This is a genomic window from Pectobacterium carotovorum, assembly GCF_900129615.1.
Taxonomy (GTDB): Bacteria; Pseudomonadota; Gammaproteobacteria; order Enterobacterales; family Enterobacteriaceae; genus Pectobacterium; species Pectobacterium carotovorum.
Genome location: NZ_FQWI01000005.1, coordinates 73,038 through 92,282, shown reverse-complemented (window position 1 = coordinate 92,282; position 19,245 = coordinate 73,038). Strand labels below are relative to the sequence as shown.

Genomic DNA, 19,245 nt, shown 5'->3' with positions numbered 1-19,245 from the left:
CCTTGCTAAACAAATTAGTGGTCTCCATCCAGTGCCAGATATATATCCTGCTGTTGACCATCACGCTCGACGGTCAAATTAAATTTGCTCATCCCTGCCAGTTGCGCCATCGCCTGCTGTGCCTGATCCGCATCACGTAAATCCATGCCATTTAATGACACGGCGAGATCGTTATCCTGCAAGCCTGCGCGGTAGAAAAGATCGGGATTTTTGCCGGGGTTTAACTGATATCCTTTCAGGACTTCTTCTTCCGTGACGGGAGAAATGGTCAGGTAGTCCTGCGCCGAGAAGGGATCTTTTTGTATCTCATCTTTCACCTGATTAAATGCGCCAGACGACGACGGCGCGCCAGTCGCTTCTTCTTCCTGATACAAATGCAGCGCCTCATAGCGCCCCTGATACTGGAGCACGACACGATCGGCAGAGATAGTCACAATTTTGGCTTCATAGCCCGGAATGGCATCGCCGACGTTGCGACTGTATTGCTGACTATCTTTAGCGATAATGGCAATCGAACGCTTGGCGTCTCCACTCGCCAACACCCCAGTCAGGCTGATATTTAACGAGGTTAGCGGAATATCGCCGGATAATGCGGCGTCGTTAACCGCAGACGCATCTGCATCGGGGGCATGGCCGAATAAGGTAAAATCACCCGGCGTTGAGGGCTTTTCTTTCGCCTGAGCAGGCGTGACCGACACGCCAACAATGCGTGAGTCTTCAGGTAGGAGAAAGCGCCAGGTCAATACGGCCAACTGCTGACAAATCAGCAGCAAAATCAGCCCCAACACAATACGGCGGATCAGCGGAGCTGGCAGTGACCGAAAAGTGGCAACCAACGAATGAAAAGACGGATCTTTGAAAGCTTGCAATCGTGCCATAGATAATCATCCATAATACTCCCCACGCCGATTGGCGTGGGGAAAATGCCTTATTCCGTTGCGGCTTCCCGGGTGATGGTTTCATCACCGCTGGTCGTCAGCGCGGCATCCTTATTTACACGGTCTTCGAGCCTGATATTTTCAATATGACCGAAATTCCAGGCTCCCGGTACATTCTCAAAAATGACATTTTTAAATTCACTGTTCTTCAGGAACGTAATGTCCGTCGCTTTTACATTTTTGAATTTTACATTCTCAAAATGCAAGCCTTGGTGATAGGCATCACGTCCAAAAGAGAACTTATACGCATCAGCCATTTCAGCCACAGTCATCCCATCGACCATGATACTGTTTTTCTTCGCTGTACCATCAACCGTGACGTTGGAAACGGTCACATCACGGAACTGTGCAGGCTCAGCGGCAGGCTGGGTATCGTTCACGTCCGCTTTATATTTAATCGTGAACACAAACGGCTCGTTGACAATATCACGCATCGCGTTATTACGGAATACCACGTCACGCGAGCCACCACCATAATAGGGTCGGCTCTTCATGCGCAGGCCAACATCCGTCTTATTCATTACGTTATCTTCAGCAACAATTTTTTCAATCCAGGCACCGGTATGGCTACCCGTGACCACCGCACCATGCCCACGGCGGAAGTAGTTATTGAAGATCCAGGCACCACTCTGCGCTTTTTGCCCCAGCGTGGCGACTTCGGCACCGTATCCCGCGGCAAAGTTTACACTGTCATCACCTGTGTCAAAAAAGTTATTGAATACCATGACGTTCTGGCTGTTGCCGAATTCAATACCATCCGCATTATTGGCATCGTACGTCGTGTGTACCAGCGCATTCATCGCCACATTTTCGGATTCAAGCACCATCACACCGTGGAAAGCCGGGTTCAGAATCGTCAGCCCTTCCAGATACATGTTGCTCACGCCGCGCAGCGTCATCAGGCTGGAGCGCCGGTTTTTGTACGCCTCATCCAGTAACATTCCTTCAGCAACGGCTTTTGCCGTTTGGTCTTTTGCCAGAATACCGTCACTACCAACATTGGCGGCTTTGCTCGCACGGTAGAGCGGCAATTCATTCTTTAATTCATCAATTTCAGTAATGTTTGTATCGCTGGCTTTAATGCCACGCGTCCAGCCGTTGCCATCAATGGTGCCCTGCCCGACGATACGAATATTTTTAAAGGTGCCTGCATGGCTGCTGCCCTGATCGTCCGCTTCCAGTACGTTAATCAGCGAAGGTGGGCGCTTCGGCAATTTAGGTGAACTGTAAGGGTAGAGATAGTAGCCGCGGGCGAGCGGGTAATCGTCACCGTTTGCCGATCCCAGCAATATGGCACCTTTCGCGACTTCAAACGTCATATCACTGTGCAGGAACAGCGCGCCAGTTTTAAACGTTCCCCCCTCAACCACGACCTTACATCCTTTCGGATACGCGGCTGGCGTACAGTCATCAATCGCCTTCTGAATCGCCACCGTGTCGTTGGTTACACCATCCCCTTTCGCACCATAGTTGGTCACATTCAATGAAGCTGGCGTCGCCGTCGTTTTCTGCACGACGGTTTCACTATCAACGGATTCTTTGCCATCGTCATAAAGCGCACGCACCGTGAAACGGTATTCCGTTTCCGGTGACAGATTAGCCACTTTGAAATTATGGAAGCTGACGCGGACATGCCAGTTATCGGTATCGATCGAATTGTAGAAGTTATCGATATACGGCTTGGCCGGCGAATGGGTGTTCTGGTTATCAATAGTTCCGCCCAGCAAGGTTCCATTCATGTAGACACGGTAATCCTTAATGCCAGCGGCAGGTTTGGTCGGTTTTTCCCAGGCCAGTACCACGCTGCTGTCATCATAAGCCAACGTCGGCACTTTAAGATTTTGTGGCGCGGCGGAACGATCAATACCGACATCCGGCGTTGAGTCGCTATCGCTGCATCCGGCAATCAGGCCGCTCAGAACTAATGTCGCGCAGAGCGTAAGACGGGTACGAGGTAAAAAGTCAGTCATAGCATTTCCTGTATTTTTACTATTATTTTGTCCGATGTATTTCGCCCTGCGGCAGGATCGTTGCCACAGAGCGAAACTTATCGGCAGAGGGCTTACAGATAAAAATAATGCGTTGGAACAGACGTTCTACGGCAGAGAAATATCCAATTTCCCCGCACCAGCATTGTCCAGAACGTATTTCTCAACGGCGGCGATGGATTTCCCAGCGCTATAGGCATAAGGCGGACTCCATTCCAATTCATTGGTGCAGGTTTCCAGCGCCCATGCCGGAGCGGCTTTCCCAGAAGTCGTGGCGGCGGCCTTCTCGGCTTCTTGCAATACACTGCATTTGTCTACTGCGATTTGATTCAAATTGCTTGCCGGATTGCCATTGAACCAGGAGCCGTTGTCTTTAAATTTACTTCCCTTGTAGGCACCGATGATCAGCTTTTCATCCGCACCGCCGCCCTGGAAATTAAACACGTTACTTTCGGAAAGAATGGATGAATCGAAGCCCATCCCAATGGCATAGAGAATGGGGTAATTCGTATCCGTTGCCCCGCGATGGTAGTTATTGAGCAAATGCACCTGGCCAAAGCGTACACGCGGTGAACGCTGCACGCTGTTGTCCCATAAATTGCCTTCAAAGGTGATTCGGTATTCCCCTTTATCACCATCGCCGGAGCCAATTAATACCGTTTTGTCATGCTCGGCAAAAATGTTGTAGGAAATCGTCAGGTAGTCGGCACCGTCTTCGATATCCAGCAAGCCGTCGTGGCGTTGGATATGCTTGCCAAATAGCACCGGTTCCTGATAGTCAGGATGTTCACCATCCGTAAAGGTACAGTGATCGACCCAGACATTTTTGCTGGCGTTAATCGACACGGAATCATAACGCGCATTCCAGTTCCCTTTATCTCCGTCGCCCGCATCCCAAGCCGGAGCAAAGTCACGCGGTGCCTGAAACGTAATATTACGGATAATGATATTGCTGTTATCCGTTTTGCCGAACGTGTGGCTCAGGGTATTGAGGGATAAATAACCTTCCACCAGTTTTGCTTCGCTACCCACGCCTAAAATCGTGGTATTTGGCGGTACCTGAAATTGAATCTGCGCCTTCTGGTTGTTGGCATACTGCGAGCGTTGACCATTTTGCTTTTTAAGCAGGCTAAGTTCAGCGCTAGCCGCCGCCGCATCGCTGCCGCCAGCATCCGCCGTCGCTTTCAACTGCGCCATGTAATCCTGATCGAACGCTTTGACATATAAATCAAAATCAAACGTCGTTTTATTCGGCTTGGTTTTATAATACTCAGCATCCGCATAGCGTCCATTACCTAAATCATCGCCGCGAACCGTGCCTTGCCAGTAGATAATTTTGGGCTCTAACTTCGCCTTCAATTCCGCATCAGCATCACCGGCGATATAACGGGGGCTGCGGATATTATTTAATGCATCTTTTAATTCCTGACGGCTGGTGACGACATAAATGCTATTTTCATGCGCACCCTCGCCCCCCGTCGTCGCATAAAATTTACCATCCGTATTATGATATTGCGCAGCCCAACCAAACGGTGCCGTTTTCACCTGTAAATCTGGCGGAACCGCTTCTTCCACGGGCTGCTGACTATTATCACACCCAGAAAGCACGATCCCGGAAAGGGCAATAGCTACCGCACAGGTGCGTAAACGACCAGTCCCAATAACCGCTCTAAACATTTTATCCCTCAGTATTTTTTAATTATTAAAATAACAAAATAAATCCGCACAAAACCCTGCGATATTAATCGCATACTTTAAAAGTACTTTTATTCTTAATGTCGTGGCAGATTGACACGTCCCTTATTGATAAAAAAGCAGCGCACTCTCTGTAGTAAAAAACCACATAATAGTACTGCCCATTTAGCACTCGGGACTGTTAATTAAATGATGATGGCACCACCCCACGCTGATTGATTATCGACCACCAAAAAGAAACGTTATACCTACAATGGTAAAACATGGTTTCATTAAAGCAAATTCACACGTTTTTTTTGCGACCCGCATCAAGATTCCATCTGTGATTATTATGACTGTAATAGTTTTTAATCAAAATGGAGGAACTGTCACATAACCGAGAGATTCAGTTTTCTGGCTCTTTCTATTTTTTGCAAAATAAGGCAGACGGCACCATCCTACGCACCCGACTTTCGTTTATGATGTGATGCTACACGGACTAAGTACCCCCTAAAAATGAAGGATGAGCGCGTGGATAACGCACCGGACGCACAGACACACTCACAGCCAGCGCTGCTTGCCAGATACCCAATGCCCGGTTATCTGATGGTTATTTATGCTCTGCTTTTTATCGCTCTCGGCTGGTTCAGCCACCAGCGCTGGGGGAGCCCTGCTTCTCCTGAGCTCGCTTTGGCTGCTCAAGCTGCTACCTTGCCTATGGTAGAAGAGCAAACGCCAACCGTTCCCACAGCAACGTCTCATCAAGAAGCGCCCCATACCGATACGCCAGTTCCCCCAGAGAAAAGGACCACACTGTCGTTACCCGCCATCAGCAACGGTGAGATTCCACCGCTGACCTACAGCGCACATGTTTATACGTCGGATGAAACCAAGCGCAGCATCACGCTCAACGGCCTGCAATTCCGCGAAGGGGATTCGCCAATAGAAGGGCTGACCATAGAGCAAATTCAGCAGGATATGACCATTTTTAGCGTAGAAGGTGAAGTGTTTATTCTGGAAGCACTGGAAGATTGGCCGGGCGGAAAATTCAACGAGAATGAACGTTCCGCCGACGATGAAAGTGGAAACGCTACGCCTTAGCCCCGGCTGCGAATGGCGTCAATAAACGGCGTCAGCGTACGGTTAAATTCCGAACACTGCGCCTCTTTTGGCGTACTGTCTTTCAATAACCCTTGATACAGGCTTTCACTGCGCTGCGGTAAAGCCTGATAGCTCGCGACATTCCAGCCTCGCTGTTTCGCTACAGCCAACGCGACATTGGCAATCGTCGCATCATCAGGCAGATCGCTGCGATTACACTTCGATTTGAGATAGCGGGTAGCCGCAACCAGCGACGCCAGTTGATTCATTTGATCGTTAGGAGAAACCGTTACCGCAGAAGACTGACCTGCCACCGTTCCTTTTTGGGCAGACGTTCCTGTTTGTTGGCACCCGGCCAGCGTGACGCAAAGCAGCGTTAACGCAGAAATTTTAAACAGAGATAATGACATGACAAACTCATCCTGATTGAGATTAACGGTAGGCATTCTAGCAAATGATAAGCCGCTGTCACGGCATGTTTATGTGCTCCCGGTCAGACAACCGGGAGCCGTGGACATCAGGAAATCACTATCAGGCAGCCGTGCCCTTGCCGGGTAAGGATTTGGTGGTTGGTAGGAGACCGTCAGCACGGAACATGGCCTTAATACCGCGCACCGCCTGCCGAATACGATCCTGATTCTCAATTAAGGCAAACCTCACATGGGTATCACCATAATCGCCAAAGCCAATACCGGGGGAAACGCAAACCTTCGCTTCCGACAGCAGTCGCTTGGCAAACTCCAGCGACCCCATATGCGCATAGGCTTCAGGAATTTTCGCCCAGACGTACATTGACGCTTTCGGTTCATCAACCATCCAGCCAGCCTCGTGCAGACCACGCACCAACACGTTACGGCGCTGGCGATACTGCTCGGCAATATCCCGCACACATTGCTGATCGCCTTCCAACGCAGCAATCGCCGCCACCTGCAACGGCGTGAACGTGCCGTAATCATGGTAGCTCTTAATCCGCGCCAGCGCGCTGACCAGCTCCGGGTTGCCGACCATAAAGCCGATGCGCCAGCCCGCCATGTTGTAGCTTTTTGACAGCGTGAAGAACTCTACCGCGATATCCTTCGCGCCGGGAACCTGCATGATCGACGGCGCTTTCCAACCGTCATACACGATATCGGCATAAGCCAGATCGTGGATCACTAACACGCCGTACTGTTTCGCCAACGCTACAACGCGTTCAAAGAAATCCAGCTCGACACACTGCGCTGTCGGATTCGACGGAAAACCGAGAATCATCATTTTCGGCTTCGGAATACTCTCGCGGATCGCGCGTTCTAATTCATTGAAGAAATCAACGCCTTCTACCAGCGGCACAGAACGCACCTGCGCCCCGGCAATCACCGCACCATAAATGTGAATCGGGTAACTGGGGTTAGGCACCAGCACCGTATCGCCATGATCCAACGTTGCCAGCATCAGGTGCGCCAGCCCCTCTTTGGAGCCAATCGTGACGATAGCTTCGCTTTCAGGATCGATATCAACCTCATAGCGATCGGCGTACCAGCGGGAGATCGCACGACGTAAGCGCGGAATGCCTCGGGATGTCGAATACCCGTGAGTATCTTCGCGTTGTGCAACCGTACAGAGTTTTTCCACGATATGAGGAGGTGTCGGGCCGTCAGGGTTACCCATGCTGAAATCAATAATATCTTCGCCACGACGACGCGCAGCCATTTTTAATTCAGCAGTAATATTAAATACATACGGGGGAAGACGATCGATGCGCGTAAAACGGCGCGGAGAAGTAGAATCAGCCATAACATCCTCAGATTAACGTGAGCGCCCGGACCGTCCGAGCGACGCAGTGCCTGTAAAGGCACTCTACTCAGCATCATTCAAATCGCAGTAAACCCGTTTTCGTTGACGACAGCTTTCGTTGACGACAGCTTTCGTTAACTACAGCTTTCGTTAACTACAAGGGTACAGGCGACCTGAAGTGTGATGAGCTTATTCAAGCTATCTCAGATAATTCGTCCTGTCGATACCGTGCTCATAAATTTTTCCGGCCCAGAATTAAGCCTCATCAATTTCTGGCTAAAATCGCGAAAAATGAAGAATACGCACCGAAAGAAGCATTACACTTGATGACCCGCTCAGGCCTTGTAAATAAGGCACTTATGCCAGTGAGGCACAGGATAGTTAATCCGAGAGTAAGCTTATGACTGAGATGCGATATTTCACCGAGAGTTGGCCAATAGAAGGCGCCTTTACCATTTCACGCGGCAGCAAGCGTCAGGCGGATGTCGTTGTGGTGGCGCTCCAGTCTGGCAACGTGGCAGGCTATGGCGAGTGTGTCCCTTATTCACGCTACGGCGAGTCCCTCGACAGCGTAATGGAACAGATTGCCTCACTGCACAGCGACTTTTGTAACGGTTTAGATCGGGAGACGCTGCAAACCATCCTGCCTGCCGGCGCGGCACGCAATGCGCTCGATTGTGCATTCTGGGATCTGGAGTGCAAACAACATCAGCAGCGCATTTGGCAGCGTTTGGATCTCCCTTCGCCTACAGCGTTGGAGACGGCCTATACGCTATCGCTGGATACACCAGACCGTATGCGCCACGCCGCAATACATCATGCCACTCGCCCTCTTCTCAAACTAAAACTGGCAGACGCAGACGATCTGGCCAGAGTTGCAGCCGTGCGCGAAGGCGCGCCATTAGCACGTCTGATTGTGGACGCCAACGAAGGGTGGGATATCGAGCGCTATCTGGCACTGGTTCCTGAACTCGCCGCGCTTGGCGTAACAATGATCGAGCAACCTTTCCCGGCAGGCAAAGACGATGTGCTAGCAGAATTGCCCCGTCCGATTCCCGTTTGTGCCGATGAATCCTGTCATGACAGTCAGTCGCTGGCCGCTCTGGTCGGTCGCTATGACATGATCAACATCAAGCTGGATAAAACCGGCGGACTCACTGAAGCCCTGCGTCTGCGAAAATACGCACAGGCGCAAGGTTTAAAAATTATGGTCGGCTGCATGGTGAGTACATCACTCTCGATGGCACCCGCATTTGTCGTGGCACAAGGTGCCGCCGTGGTCGATTTGGATGGCCCGCTGCTCTTGCAGCGCGATCGCACTAACGGGCTGCACTATAACGGTAGCGAAATATTACCGCCCAACGCATTATTGTGGGGATAACGCGCGTTAACCTGCATTGAGCAACTATTAAGGAGTGTTGTGATGCAACGTCTTGTTTATGTTGATGGACAGTATTTAGAAGAAAATGAAGCAAAAATATCTGTATTTGACCGTGGTTTCCTGTTTGCCGATGCCGTCTATGAAGTGACAGCGGTCATCGATGGCAAGCTGGTTGATTTTCCCGATCATATCACTCGCCTGCAACGCTCCTGCCACGAGCTATCGCTCACGTTGCCTGTCACACCTGAGGCACTCAAAGAGATTCACGATGAGCTGATCAATAAAAACGATCTGAAAGAAGGCGCGATCTATTTACAGCTTAGCCGTGGCAATGCTGGCGATCGTGATTTCTATTTCCCTTCTGCTGACGTCAAATCCACGCTGGTTTTATTCACTCAGGCACGTTCGCTGGTCGGTAACCCGAAAGCCACCACGGGCCTGCACGTTGTCACCACCGAGGATATTCGCTGGCAGCGTCGGGACATCAAAACCGTCAGCCTGCTCGCCGCCAGCCTGGCAAAAGAGTATGCCCATGCCAACCAGGCCGACGACGCTTTCTTTGTTGAAGAAGGTTTCATTACCGAAGGCAGTTCCTGCAACTGCTACATCGTCCTGCATGACAACACGGTTGTGACCCGCCCACTGAGCAACGCTATTCTGCACGGCATTACACGTCAGTCGCTGCTCAAATTGGCAGAAAAGGATGGCATTGCGCTGGAAGAACGCTTTTTTACGCCGGAAGAGGCGTATCACGCCAAAGAGATTTTTGTCAGTTCAGCCACCATGCTCGTTCTCCCCGTCGTGATGCTGGATGGAAAAACGATCGGCGACGGCAAGCCCGGAAAAATTACTCAGCGGTTGCGTGAAATCTATCTCGATATGATTAAACAACAGGAAAGATAGCCGCACTTCACATCCTGTAAGCACGGCTTCGATGTTCATCCGTTACCCGTTCAATGCCGGATAACGGATGGCTGAGCACATTATTTATCCTCACCCGAAATGCCGTCAGGCAGCGCAAATCCTGAGTTTTCCAGCACCATCTTCTGCGGTACGGCCAGCGGAATATTTGATGCCCGTAGCCGCTTGATAATCTCAAACAGCAGATCGCTCTTCGCTTCCGATACCATTCTCGGGCTGCTGACATAGCCCGTGACGCTCAGCACCATGCCCGTTGGGTTTAACTGACTGAACTTCACTGACGGTGCGGGTGTTTCCAGAATCGCCTCATGGCTGATGTAAGCATCCAGCAAAAGCGTCCGAACTTCTTCAGGATCGATATCGAGCGGGAACGTCAGCGCCAGCGTAGCGACCCCAAACGGATTTCCCATCGTAATATTGCGTACATTCTGTGAAATGAATTGAGAGTTCGGCACAATCACCGTCGAACGGTCGCCCAGCTGAATTTCTGTTGCCCGCACGTTAATCCGCCGGATATCCCCTTCAACGCCGCTGATACTGACCGAGTCGCCGACTTTCACCGGGCGCTCCGTCAACAAAATCAGGCCAGAGATAAAGTTCTTCACGATCTCCTGTAAACCAAAACCGATACCCACCGACAGCGCGCTGACAATCCATGCCAGCTTGTTCCATTCAATCCCTAATGTCGCCAACGTCAGCAGGATAATCAGGATGTAGCCGATGTTGCTGAACAGCGTCACCAGCGACGCCCGGATTCCGCGTTCTAACGTCGTTTTAGGAAGAAATTCATCTTCCAGCCAGCGTTTTGAGGAACGTAAAACATAAATCCCCACCACCAGAAAGAGAACAGCATTGACCAGATGCGCCGGCACGATGCTCAGCGTTTCCAGCCCTTTCCCGCCCCAGATTTCAACGGCTTTTTGCACGAGTTCCAGAGGGGTCGTCGTACCAAACGTTCCGTTAAGTAAGGCGACGGCTGCCATTAAAATTAACAGGACTTTACCGCCGGCCGACAGAATCAATGTGGCCTGAGCCAAATGCCGATCGTCCAGATTAAGCGAATTTTTCATTCGCTTGCCGCAGGCATTGTTGGGAGAAAAGAGGCTTTCGCAGATATCGGTAATAAACGTTGAGAACAAATACAGACAGGAGAACACCATGCCGATCCACACCAGTTCGAACGCCAGGAAGCGAGCCAGTGAGATATAACCGATGACCAGCGACACCAAAATAGCAAACGCCGTCGCCAATACGGCAAGATGAATAATGCCGGATAATGTCGAACGCGCTTCCGGCTGTTCCCCTGAGTGCACCATCTGCCGACGGATCTGATCGCTTTTCAGCGTGATCGTCCCCGCAGTAAAGGCCAGGAACAGTGCAGATAAGCCATTCACCATAATGGTTGCCGCGACCGATGTCCCTACCGTCGCCGTGATTTGTTCAATAAAACCGAAGATCAGAATAATGCCAGCGGCAACCACGGGAAACGGCTTCATGGCTTTTGCGACGGGGTTAGCAATCGCAGGCAAACGCCATGAAGGGCGTTGATTCGAAAGAAACGCACGTCCCAATCCAGCGATCATCGAACAGAAAATTGCCTGTCTCACCAATGCATCAAGGAACGACACGACGCGTTCTGAAGCCTCACCGTGGCGCGTAAACGTAAAGTCGATCAGATTTACCGCAATACCGATCGTGACCACGGTTGAAATAACCGACGCCGTGGCTAAAAAGCTCCGCCGCAGACGCCCTTCCGGCAGCCAGTTAATTCCCGCCCAGGCCAGACATTTCTCCATATACCGACGCCCCGCCGAACTCATAGCCATGGCGATCAAAATCAGGAGTGCGGAACCGTAACGCCAGTCTGGCTCCCAGGCCACCGTAAAGGCATCACTTAATTGATCCTGAAAGGTGCTCAGGCGGCGTACATCCTCAGCCTGCGGAGCCACAAGCGGTGCCCAGAAGCGACCGCCCAGAATACTACCGGAATTCAATGCCAGCTGCGTTTTCAGCGCATTACGGCGCAGAGTCACTATTTGCGCGGACAGATTGGCCGCTCCGGTGCGTAAGGCCTGAATCTGCTCGATCTGCGCATCCATTTTTGCTTTTTGCGCATTCAGACTGTTTCGCTTACGCGTCACTTCGCTGGTTTCATTAATGCTGGATCCAGACTCTGGCGCTGGCCCTAAGACATCCAACTGAGCCTGAATTTGAGCGCGCTGCGGTGCTACCGCATTAGCAAGCTCGTTGGCGCTATTCACCAGTTCCTGCGTTGTGTCATTCAACGCGCCGAATTTGCTGTCGTTATTGGTGCCTGAAACCTGCTGCTTGATGTTATCTAACTGTTTTTGCAGCTTGATCAACTCGGCATCAACATTAATTTTTACGGGCGCATCGGTCTGCGCGGGCTGTGGGTCAGGATCAGAATCCGCACTCGCCGCCGATGCATATCCAACAGGCAGCAGCAACATCGCCAGCAGACAAACGCGCAAGAATGCGGATGAAAGAATGTTCATAAATCAAAAGATTCCAAAGTTCGACAAAATAGCGGATCCACAAATGACCGGACGATAAGCCCGACACGTGAAAGCAGCCCACACTCATCCAAAACCCAACGAATGCGGGCATAGTGTACCAACAGCGCAGGATGCAGAATACGCCCGATCATAACTTGAAAAGAATTACTGGAAGCATCTAGCAGATAAAACTGAAATTTTCATTGCTATGTGTAGTTCATGTGGACGAAGCTCGCAATTGTGCAAAAAAGTCACACCAGAGAAAGCGACAGTTACCAAAGTTGTACAGGGATTCACCGTATAGCGTAAATCCAGCGCCAACCCGTTGACTCACTGGGACGTGTGGGTATAATCCAGCCCACTGTTGTAACAAGCAACAGCCATTTCTTTTTGAAATGCGCCCTTAGCTCAGTTGGATAGAGCAACGGCCTTCTAAGCCGTAGGTCACAGGTTCGAGCCCTGTAGGGCGTACCATAATTTCGTCTTCTGACGTCTTTTAAAGTCTACAATTCCCTTTAAAATCAGAACTATCCTCTACGGAATGGGCTATCAAGGTCTAGTGTGGTCTCTTGAGTTCTAGCATCACTTGGGGGTATGTTTGGGGGTATTCGCAGGTTCAATAGAAGTGATACCCCCAAATGAAGCTAACTGCTCGCCAAGTAGAAACAGCTAAACCCAAAGATAAGCCCTATAAGCTTACTGATGGTGCTGGATTATATCTGCTGGTTAACACCAATGGCTCACGCTACTGGCGTTTAAAGTATCGTTATGCAGGAAAAGAAAAACTGCTTTCTATTGGCACATATCCCGATATCTCACTGGCTAATGCAAGAACAAAACGTGGGGAAGCCAAAAAGCTTCTTGCGAATGGCGGCGATCCGAGCGAAGAAAAGCAGGTTGAGAAACAGGCAAAAATCGCGGCAGTCAACAACAGCTTTCAGCTTATCGCATTAGAGTGGCACGAACATAAGCGCCCTAACTGGTCGAAGGGCTATGCTGAAGACATTCTTGAATATCTGAAAAAAGACATTTTCCCCTACCTTGGTAAACGGCCAATCACTGACATCAAGCCAAAAGATATGCTGGATGTGCTGAGAAAAATGGAACAGCGGGGCGTACTGGATAAACTGAAAAAGACTCGTCAGGCTTGCCGACAGATTTTCACCTACGCCATCGTATCCGGTCGGGCTGAATATAATCCGGTAACGGATTTAGCTGGGGTATTGAAAGCGCCGAAGCAAAAACACTTCCCTCACCTGTTGGCTGATGAACTTGGTCCCTTTATTCAGGCACTGAGTGGCTATAGCGGTAGTCGCATTACTCAAATTGCCACCCGCCTGCTGATGCTGACCGGACTGAGAACCATCGAGCTACGATCTGCTGAATGGCAGGAAATCGATTTTGGCAAGAAGATCTGGCAGATCCCCAAAGAGCGTATGAAAATGCGCCGTCCCCATCTGGTTCCCCTATCCACTCAGGTTTGTGATCTGTTGTCGGAACTACAAAACATCACTGGGGGTTTTCAGTTGGTTTTTCCGGGTCGGAACGATTCCAGTAAATCAATGAGCGAAGCGAGTATCAATCAGGTCATCAAACGTGTCGGATACGATAAAAAACTGACTGGACACGGTTTTCGCCATACGATGAGCACCATCCTTCATGAGCAGGGTTTTAATAGTGCATGGATTGAACTCCAGTTAGCCCATGTCGATAAAAACGCTATCCGTGCCACTTATAACCACGCGCTATATCTGGATGGTCGGCGGGAAATGCTTCAATGGTATGCGGATTATGTTGATAAGTTGGGAAAGAGTAATATCTCTGAATTCAGTCTTATTGCTTAGTATTGCTTTCTGAGAGCAACAGGATGTGTAGAAGAAAAATCAGATGGGTCATCAAGAACGCAATCAGGCTTAGCATCTCGATGAGCGTAAGCTGATGATGCAATGGTGGGCAGATTTTCTGGATGCAAACCGCAATCACGTGATAAGGCTATTGAGTCTGCTAATAGAGGATAGATCTCACAGTAAAGAATAGCTTACACTGTAAAATATCTTCACTCAAAGAGTTTTCTGTCATTACCCCCTGAAACCATGCGGTCTAGTCCACTAAAGCAAATCTTGTAATGATGAGTAATTTTCTCAGCATTAACTAATGAAGTGAATAGTCTGGCTGTTTAGATTTGCAAAAAGAAATATAAAATCTAATATACAGATATGGTTGAATAACAACTATTGTATATTAACTTCAATCGCAATTATTTTTTAATTCCAAAATATTATATCATACATATCTTGAGGGAAAAATGAGCATAAGCATATTCTTAAGTCATAATAACAGCGATAAGGATTTTGTCAGAAAATTGGCAAGAGATCTGGAAAATCATGGTGTTCGATATTGGCTTGATGAAGCAGAAATGAAAATTGGTGATTCATTAATAATGAAAATTAGAGAGGGCATAGATAATGTAGATTACTTTGCCGTTATTCTCTCCCCCAATTCCATTAATGCTCCTTGGGTAGTAAATGAACTTGATGTGGCAATGAATCAACAAATAAGTGGAAGGAAAATAAAAGTCTTACCAATAATGCTTAAAGAGTGTGAACCACCTGGGTTTTTATTGGGGAAACTTTATGGTGACTTTAGATGTGAAGAAAATTACGAAGAATCATTTAGAATACTAATAAACAGTATTGGAATAGTTTTCAATAAAAACATAATGAGAAATGAGAAAACTCCTCATAATTTATCGACCGCATTAGATAAAGCATTCTATAAAAACTTACCAATGATGTCTAAACCATTTCACCGACCATTTCAGTATATAGGAATGACAACTTCTCAAGTGGAGAAAGAAACTGGATGTAAAGCCAATGATGTAGGGAATATCATCATTGAAGATGAAGATTGCCATATGCTACTTGAGGCAGAGGGTAATTTTATAAGTTATGTTGAAATTGATCTTAAAAAGACAGCCCCTCATTATCAGAACCAAGAATTTGACTCTGAAATTCCACTCGGCGCATTGAGTATAGGGCTATCAGAAATAGAGTTAGCAAGAAAAAAAACTCATTATCATACATATTATGACCACCGTAAGAAACTAAAAATCAGTGTTAGCTGCTCATATGATGGAGCACCTTTGACTGTTGGTTTTAGTTCAAAGTATTATGGAATGTGATATCAAAGATCAATACTATCATATAATTTTTTCAATTATTTATTGAAGACCTCGCTATAAAGCCTCATAATCGGGGCTAATAAGGAGGTTCATATCGGCCAAATACTCGGAGAAAACATATTATATATTTTAAATAGAAGTACTTATTTTTTGAAATGATTTGTATATGATAAAAAATCTAGATTTTAATTGCAAAATTATATGGGATACTTACACGACCTAAAACTCTTCACTCCTAATTATAGTTAATCTTTAGGAGTGATTATAACGATAGAATTGTCAATATACATTTTAGTTGCCTGTTCTTTATTAAATTTCATTATTTCCGCCAAAATATCAATATCTACATCCTTGCATCTCACCAAGATTTGATTAAATACTTCTGACTGGTTTATATAAGATTGAAGTAAAACATAATTTTTGAGATATTTCTTTTTTATCAATTCAGCCGCTTTAGACGGAAAATTTTTCAAAAAATCATTAATCGTGATTAAGAGATCGTCGACTAATGTTATAAACTTTTCTGTCAAATCAACATACTTCATAAGCAAATCTTCGCTCAGCAAATCCCTCACATCTTTGGTTTTTATTTCGCCATTTATATCTGCACGGGAAAGCAACGGTGCTAAATTTCCTTTCACTTTTTCATCAAGTTCATTTCTTATTGTTAGCAATTCTACAAACATATTAAAGTTAGCATATGTTGCAATAAATGAAGATATATTCATCCACGGATATTTTTCAAAATCTATTTTTCGCACATACAATAGCTGTGCTAATTCGTGTGGTTTGAGATTCACTGTTTCAATTTTTATAGGCATTATTGGAACATTCAAAGCCCGTTGTATCGGGTGTGTAGTTAAATCCTCACAATAATTTTTCTTCACTGCAATTAGATTTGATTGCATGATCTGCATTTGCAGAATAACAGTATTAATTAAATCAGCCTTCATGCGTTCAGTTTTCGATGCTTCCTGATATTGGTAGCCTCGAATGGCGATAATATATGCTGTTATAGCTGAGAGAATAACAACAAAAACAGGCATAAAATAGTCTTTAAAAAAGTTTGTTTGGTTTGCAGCATCCACAGCATCTATTAGATGATTTAAAGCAAAGACAATCGAGTAATGGTCGAATGATTTCATGAATAAATCCTTAGAGTTTTAGTGTAAGGTTTCCGTTCATCCCTTCGGCTCAATCCCCTGCTTGCGAAGCTCTTTACGGGCAAGTTCTTTGAACCAGTTCCCAAGGCTGACGCCCTCTTTTGCAACTATCTCATCAAGCTGTTCGCGTAGCTCAGGGGAGATGCGTATCTGGAAGGTTGGTGATTTACCTGCTGATGAAGATTTTTTCGTATCGCGTTTTATCGTTGACATGTACGTACCTTTTTAACTATGCTGGGTTTTATAGGTACGTACCCTATCACAAAAGCATCTTATACACATCACCCGTTTCGCCCCTGAAAGGTAGTGGAATACCAAACAGGGGCTGACCACAACGTTATAGGACTAACGATATGCCTATCAACAAGTCTAGCAATTCCCTTTTTGAAGATCAGCAAGTTAAGCAGTCTATTAATCGTTATTTTAAGCGGTTCCTGCAAGAGAGTGTGGAGGTGCGTTATGTTCGATAACACACCATTAGAGCAGGAAGAAATTATTGATCAGTGCCGGGCCTTGATCTATGCCGTTATCGAGACCAAACAGCCACAGGTTAAAGAGATCCTGACGTTCATCCTCTGGGAAAGACTCGACTGGCTGTATCAGGATGTTCATGCGGAAGAAGCTGTATAGATATTTTATTCGACTGTATTCATAATATATCGCTCTGAGACTATAGCTTTAAAAGCAAATTTTATTCACAACTGATCGTTAGTATCTATATTAACGATCAGCATTTATTTATCAATTAAACAACCTCATTAATTATTTTTTGGCCTATAAGATTTCTTCTTATATATTAAGTCATCTACGGGTATTTTACATATTCTAACCTCATAACCAAAGTTAGAAATAGATTTATAAAAATTCTTAAGATTTATCTTTGAAAACAGTGGGAGTTCATTAGGTATATTTTTATTAGTTGCTATTGCAAAAATTATTTTATAATTTCTTGCATCTGGTCTCAATATGTGATCTTTTAGTTTTAAATTAACAGGGAGTTTATCATTAAGTTTTTCTCTGAACTCAGAATCACTTATAAAAAGTTCTGAGCTAATAAATCCCTGAGAGAACAAATGGCTCATGCTTTGAGAACCATTATAATATTTTACGTGTATGAAATCGTTACTTCCTCGGATTAAATCGCAAAACTCAATCTTACTTTTCCCACTGCCATGATGTATAAATTTTTGATCCATATGGGTAAAGGAGGCATCAAGCCCACATATATTGCTATTATAATCCTCTTCTCTTTTAAAAGAATAAATAGGAAATTTATCAGCATTTTCATAAGGTAAAATTTTACTTATTTCATCATCTATAGTTGACAGAAATTTCCGGTCAGCCACGTACCAAATTGAATCTCTCAGGATATAGTTTTGATCGCCATTTTTTATCTCAGCATAAAGACATCTATAGATTGACCATTTCTTTATTGATTGATAATCAGCATCTAATATGTGTATGTTTTTTTCTTTCAAATTATCAACTGTGATTTCTATTTCTTTCTCTTCGAAAAAATCACAAACATGGTTCATAGATAAGCTTTCATAAATTATGCTACGTTGCCGCTTCTCAAAGCAATAACCTATCTGACTTTCCCAATCAACAATTTCAGGTTCACCAAGCCAAATGTCAGAAAAATCTTTCGCTTTAATTAAGTCCATAAGTAATAAATCAAGTATTTCAATTTCTGACTCATCTGCTTCTTGTATATTATTTACCCATTCGAATTCCTCAGGAAGAGGAAGGCTATATATATCAATGATTTTTTCCAATAAATCTGGGATACTATTTAAAACAACATCTGGTGTTATGACAAAAGCATCTCTTCCCGTTATTTTATTACCTAATATCTCTTCCGTAGAGGTTCCTGTTAAAGTTGTTAATATATCTAATTCTGAGTCTATTTTTAAATTATAAATATCAACTTCTTTACTGCTCTGGTTTCGAGTAAGGAGATTTGTCTCGTTATGATTTCCTTTATCAATACTACGTATTTTTTTATGTTCAATGCAGTTAAGAGTTGTTTTAAGACCAAATCCTTTAACTATATAATTATCATTAATTAGATGATGACCAGTTCCAAATGGAATGAGGTATCTTTCGTCATTAAGCTCCACAACAAGAACCGCACCAGTGTTGCTATTCTTTCCAAAAAAATCATAACCTAGATCTAAATTAGCATTTATAAACAACGTTGCCCATTCAGGTACTTGTGGCTCAACATATTCTTTAGCATATAGATACATTCGTGCTTTTTCATTCTCAAATTCAATGGAAGATTTCACTCTTTCCAGATTTAATACCTGATCAATACTGTCACTAATTTTTTTTGCTTTATATATTGATAGTTTAATCTTCATTGAATTTACTCTCTAATATTTATAATTAATGGTCTAAATCACAGAGGTAATGTAGTGATGGGTATACAGGATTTTCGTAGAAGGGATTGGTATGAATAAAGAATCGTTCAAATTCAAACTTGATGGTATCGTCAAAGGACTCAAAAGAGACGATCCAGTCGTTGTTATCTACTCCCAGTTGCCATCTCGTGTAAGTAGACATCCAATGCGAACTATTTATCATCACCCATTCAGAATGTTTTTTTT

15 protein-coding genes and 1 tRNA gene are annotated in these 19,245 nt (G+C 45.8%); 7 read left to right on the top strand and 9 right to left on the bottom strand.

From position 1 onward, the window contains the following. Positions 1–14: 14 nt before the first annotated feature. The 3 genes from gspC to BUB06_RS11755 all read right to left on the bottom strand — a co-directional run bounded on the left by gspC (position 15) and on the right by BUB06_RS11755 (position 4,603). The gene (gene gspC / locus BUB06_RS11765) at positions 15–878 is read right to left on the bottom strand and encodes a type II secretion system protein GspC (protein ID WP_039471186.1); all 864 of its coding nucleotides are present in this window, start codon (positions 876–878) and stop codon (positions 15–17) included. 50 nt (positions 879–928) lie between these two features. After that, complete coding sequence (locus BUB06_RS11760; RefSeq protein ID WP_039471185.1) at positions 929–2,908, bottom strand: glycosyl hydrolase family 28 protein; 1,980 nt, start codon at positions 2,906–2,908, stop codon at positions 929–931. Positions 2,909–3,034: 126 nt separating this feature from the next. Beyond that, positions 3,035–4,603: a pectate lyase family protein gene (locus BUB06_RS11755; protein WP_039471183.1), complete on the bottom strand. Its 1,569-nt coding sequence runs from the start codon at positions 4,601–4,603 to the stop codon at positions 3,035–3,037. A 528-nt stretch (positions 4,604–5,131) separates the two neighbouring features. Here BUB06_RS11755 and gspB point away from each other — a divergent pair. Continuing rightward, a complete protein-coding gene (gene gspB / locus BUB06_RS11750; RefSeq protein WP_039471181.1) occupies positions 5,132–5,701 on the top strand; it encodes a type II secretion system assembly factor GspB in 570 nt (189 codons plus the stop codon). On the opposite strand, the gene gspS is transcribed toward gspB, so the two are convergent. Continuing rightward, positions 5,698–6,111: a type II secretion system pilot lipoprotein GspS gene (gspS, locus tag BUB06_RS11745; RefSeq protein ID WP_039471180.1), complete on the bottom strand. Its 414-nt coding sequence runs from the start codon at positions 6,109–6,111 to the stop codon at positions 5,698–5,700. The two genes, gspB and gspS, sit on opposite strands and share 4 nt — an antisense overlap. Before the next feature lie 121 nt (positions 6,112–6,232). Next, on the bottom strand, positions 6,233–7,474 hold the full coding sequence (alaC, locus tag BUB06_RS11740) for an alanine transaminase (RefSeq protein WP_039471178.1): 1,242 nt from the start codon (positions 7,472–7,474) through the stop codon (positions 6,233–6,235). Between the two features lie 400 nt (positions 7,475–7,874). Between alaC and dgcA the strand changes: the two genes are divergently transcribed. Both dgcA and BUB06_RS11730 read left to right on the top strand, forming a co-directional pair. Beyond that, positions 7,875–8,855 carry an N-acetyl-D-Glu racemase DgcA gene (gene dgcA / locus BUB06_RS11735; protein ID WP_039471176.1) on the top strand — a complete coding sequence of 327 codons (981 nt, stop codon included), beginning with the start codon at positions 7,875–7,877 and terminating at the stop codon, positions 8,853–8,855. Between the two features lie 42 nt (positions 8,856–8,897). Next, positions 8,898–9,758, top strand: coding sequence for a D-amino-acid transaminase (locus BUB06_RS11730; protein WP_039471174.1), 861 nt, complete (start codon positions 8,898–8,900; stop codon positions 9,756–9,758). Positions 9,759–9,838: 80 nt separating this feature from the next. On the opposite strand, the gene BUB06_RS11725 is transcribed toward BUB06_RS11730, so the two are convergent. Continuing rightward, on the bottom strand, positions 9,839–12,292 hold the full coding sequence (locus BUB06_RS11725) for a DUF3772 domain-containing protein (protein WP_039471173.1): 2,454 nt from the start codon (positions 12,290–12,292) through the stop codon (positions 9,839–9,841). Between the two features lie 397 nt (positions 12,293–12,689). Between BUB06_RS11725 and BUB06_RS11720 the strand changes: the two genes are divergently transcribed. The 3 genes from BUB06_RS11720 to BUB06_RS11710 all read left to right on the top strand — a co-directional run bounded on the left by BUB06_RS11720 (position 12,690) and on the right by BUB06_RS11710 (position 15,473). Continuing rightward, a tRNA-Arg gene (locus BUB06_RS11720) sits at positions 12,690–12,766 on the top strand. Between the two features lie 164 nt (positions 12,767–12,930). After that, the gene (locus tag BUB06_RS11715) at positions 12,931–14,136 is read left to right on the top strand and encodes a tyrosine-type recombinase/integrase (protein ID WP_039471171.1); all 1,206 of its coding nucleotides are present in this window, start codon (positions 12,931–12,933) and stop codon (positions 14,134–14,136) included. 461 nt (positions 14,137–14,597) lie between these two features. Next, positions 14,598–15,473 carry a toll/interleukin-1 receptor domain-containing protein gene (locus tag BUB06_RS11710; protein WP_039471169.1) on the top strand — a complete coding sequence of 292 codons (876 nt, stop codon included), beginning with the start codon at positions 14,598–14,600 and terminating at the stop codon, positions 15,471–15,473. 245 nt (positions 15,474–15,718) lie between these two features. Here the strand turns inward: BUB06_RS11710 and BUB06_RS11705 are convergent, their stop codons facing one another. Both BUB06_RS11705 and BUB06_RS11700 read right to left on the bottom strand, forming a co-directional pair. After that, positions 15,719–16,618, bottom strand: a complete 900-nt coding sequence (locus BUB06_RS11705) for a hypothetical protein (RefSeq protein ID WP_039471168.1) — start codon at positions 16,616–16,618, stop codon at positions 15,719–15,721. Between the two features lie 36 nt (positions 16,619–16,654). After that, positions 16,655–16,849: a type II toxin-antitoxin system HicB family antitoxin gene (locus BUB06_RS11700; RefSeq protein ID WP_039471166.1), complete on the bottom strand. Its 195-nt coding sequence runs from the start codon at positions 16,847–16,849 to the stop codon at positions 16,655–16,657. A 246-nt stretch (positions 16,850–17,095) separates the two neighbouring features. Between BUB06_RS11700 and BUB06_RS22140 the strand changes: the two genes are divergently transcribed. Beyond that, the gene (locus BUB06_RS22140) at positions 17,096–17,266 is read left to right on the top strand and encodes a hypothetical protein (RefSeq protein WP_165587505.1); all 171 of its coding nucleotides are present in this window, start codon (positions 17,096–17,098) and stop codon (positions 17,264–17,266) included. Positions 17,267–17,394: 128 nt separating this feature from the next. Here BUB06_RS22140 and BUB06_RS11695 read toward each other — a convergent pair whose 3' ends face one another. Further along, positions 17,395–18,999 (bottom strand): TIGR04141 family sporadically distributed protein, encoded by a 1,605-nt coding sequence (locus tag BUB06_RS11695; RefSeq protein WP_039471165.1) that lies wholly within the window; start codon positions 18,997–18,999, stop codon positions 17,395–17,397. Between the last annotated feature and the right edge of the window lie 246 nt (positions 19,000–19,245).

Bases quoted from the DNA above. Each gene is read 5' to 3' on its own strand.
- gspC (WP_039471186.1), bottom strand. From the start codon at position 878: ATGGCACGATTGCAAGCTTTCAAAGATCCGTCTTTTCATTCGTTGGTT.
- dgcA (WP_039471176.1), top strand. From the start codon at position 7,875: ATGACTGAGATGCGATATTTCACCGAGAGTTGGCCAATAGAAGGCGCC.
- alaC (WP_039471178.1), bottom strand. From the start codon at position 7,474: ATGGCTGATTCTACTTCTCCGCGCCGTTTTACGCGCATCGATCGTCTT.
- BUB06_RS11730 (WP_039471174.1), top strand. From the start codon at position 8,898: ATGCAACGTCTTGTTTATGTTGATGGACAGTATTTAGAAGAAAATGAA.
- BUB06_RS11695 (WP_039471165.1), bottom strand. From the start codon at position 18,999: ATGAAGATTAAACTATCAATATATAAAGCAAAAAAAATTAGTGACAGT.
- BUB06_RS11725 (WP_039471173.1), bottom strand. From the start codon at position 12,292: ATGAACATTCTTTCATCCGCATTCTTGCGCGTTTGTCTGCTGGCGATG.
- BUB06_RS11715 (WP_039471171.1), top strand. From the start codon at position 12,931: ATGAAGCTAACTGCTCGCCAAGTAGAAACAGCTAAACCCAAAGATAAG.
- gspS (WP_039471180.1), bottom strand. From the start codon at position 6,111: ATGTCATTATCTCTGTTTAAAATTTCTGCGTTAACGCTGCTTTGCGTC.
- BUB06_RS11700 (WP_039471166.1), bottom strand. From the start codon at position 16,849: ATGTCAACGATAAAACGCGATACGAAAAAATCTTCATCAGCAGGTAAA.
- BUB06_RS22140 (WP_165587505.1), top strand. From the start codon at position 17,096: ATGTTCGATAACACACCATTAGAGCAGGAAGAAATTATTGATCAGTGC.
- BUB06_RS11705 (WP_039471168.1), bottom strand. From the start codon at position 16,618: ATGAAATCATTCGACCATTACTCGATTGTCTTTGCTTTAAATCATCTA.
- BUB06_RS11755 (WP_039471183.1), bottom strand. From the start codon at position 4,603: ATGTTTAGAGCGGTTATTGGGACTGGTCGTTTACGCACCTGTGCGGTA.
- BUB06_RS11710 (WP_039471169.1), top strand. From the start codon at position 14,598: ATGAGCATAAGCATATTCTTAAGTCATAATAACAGCGATAAGGATTTT.
- BUB06_RS11760 (WP_039471185.1), bottom strand. From the start codon at position 2,908: ATGACTGACTTTTTACCTCGTACCCGTCTTACGCTCTGCGCGACATTA.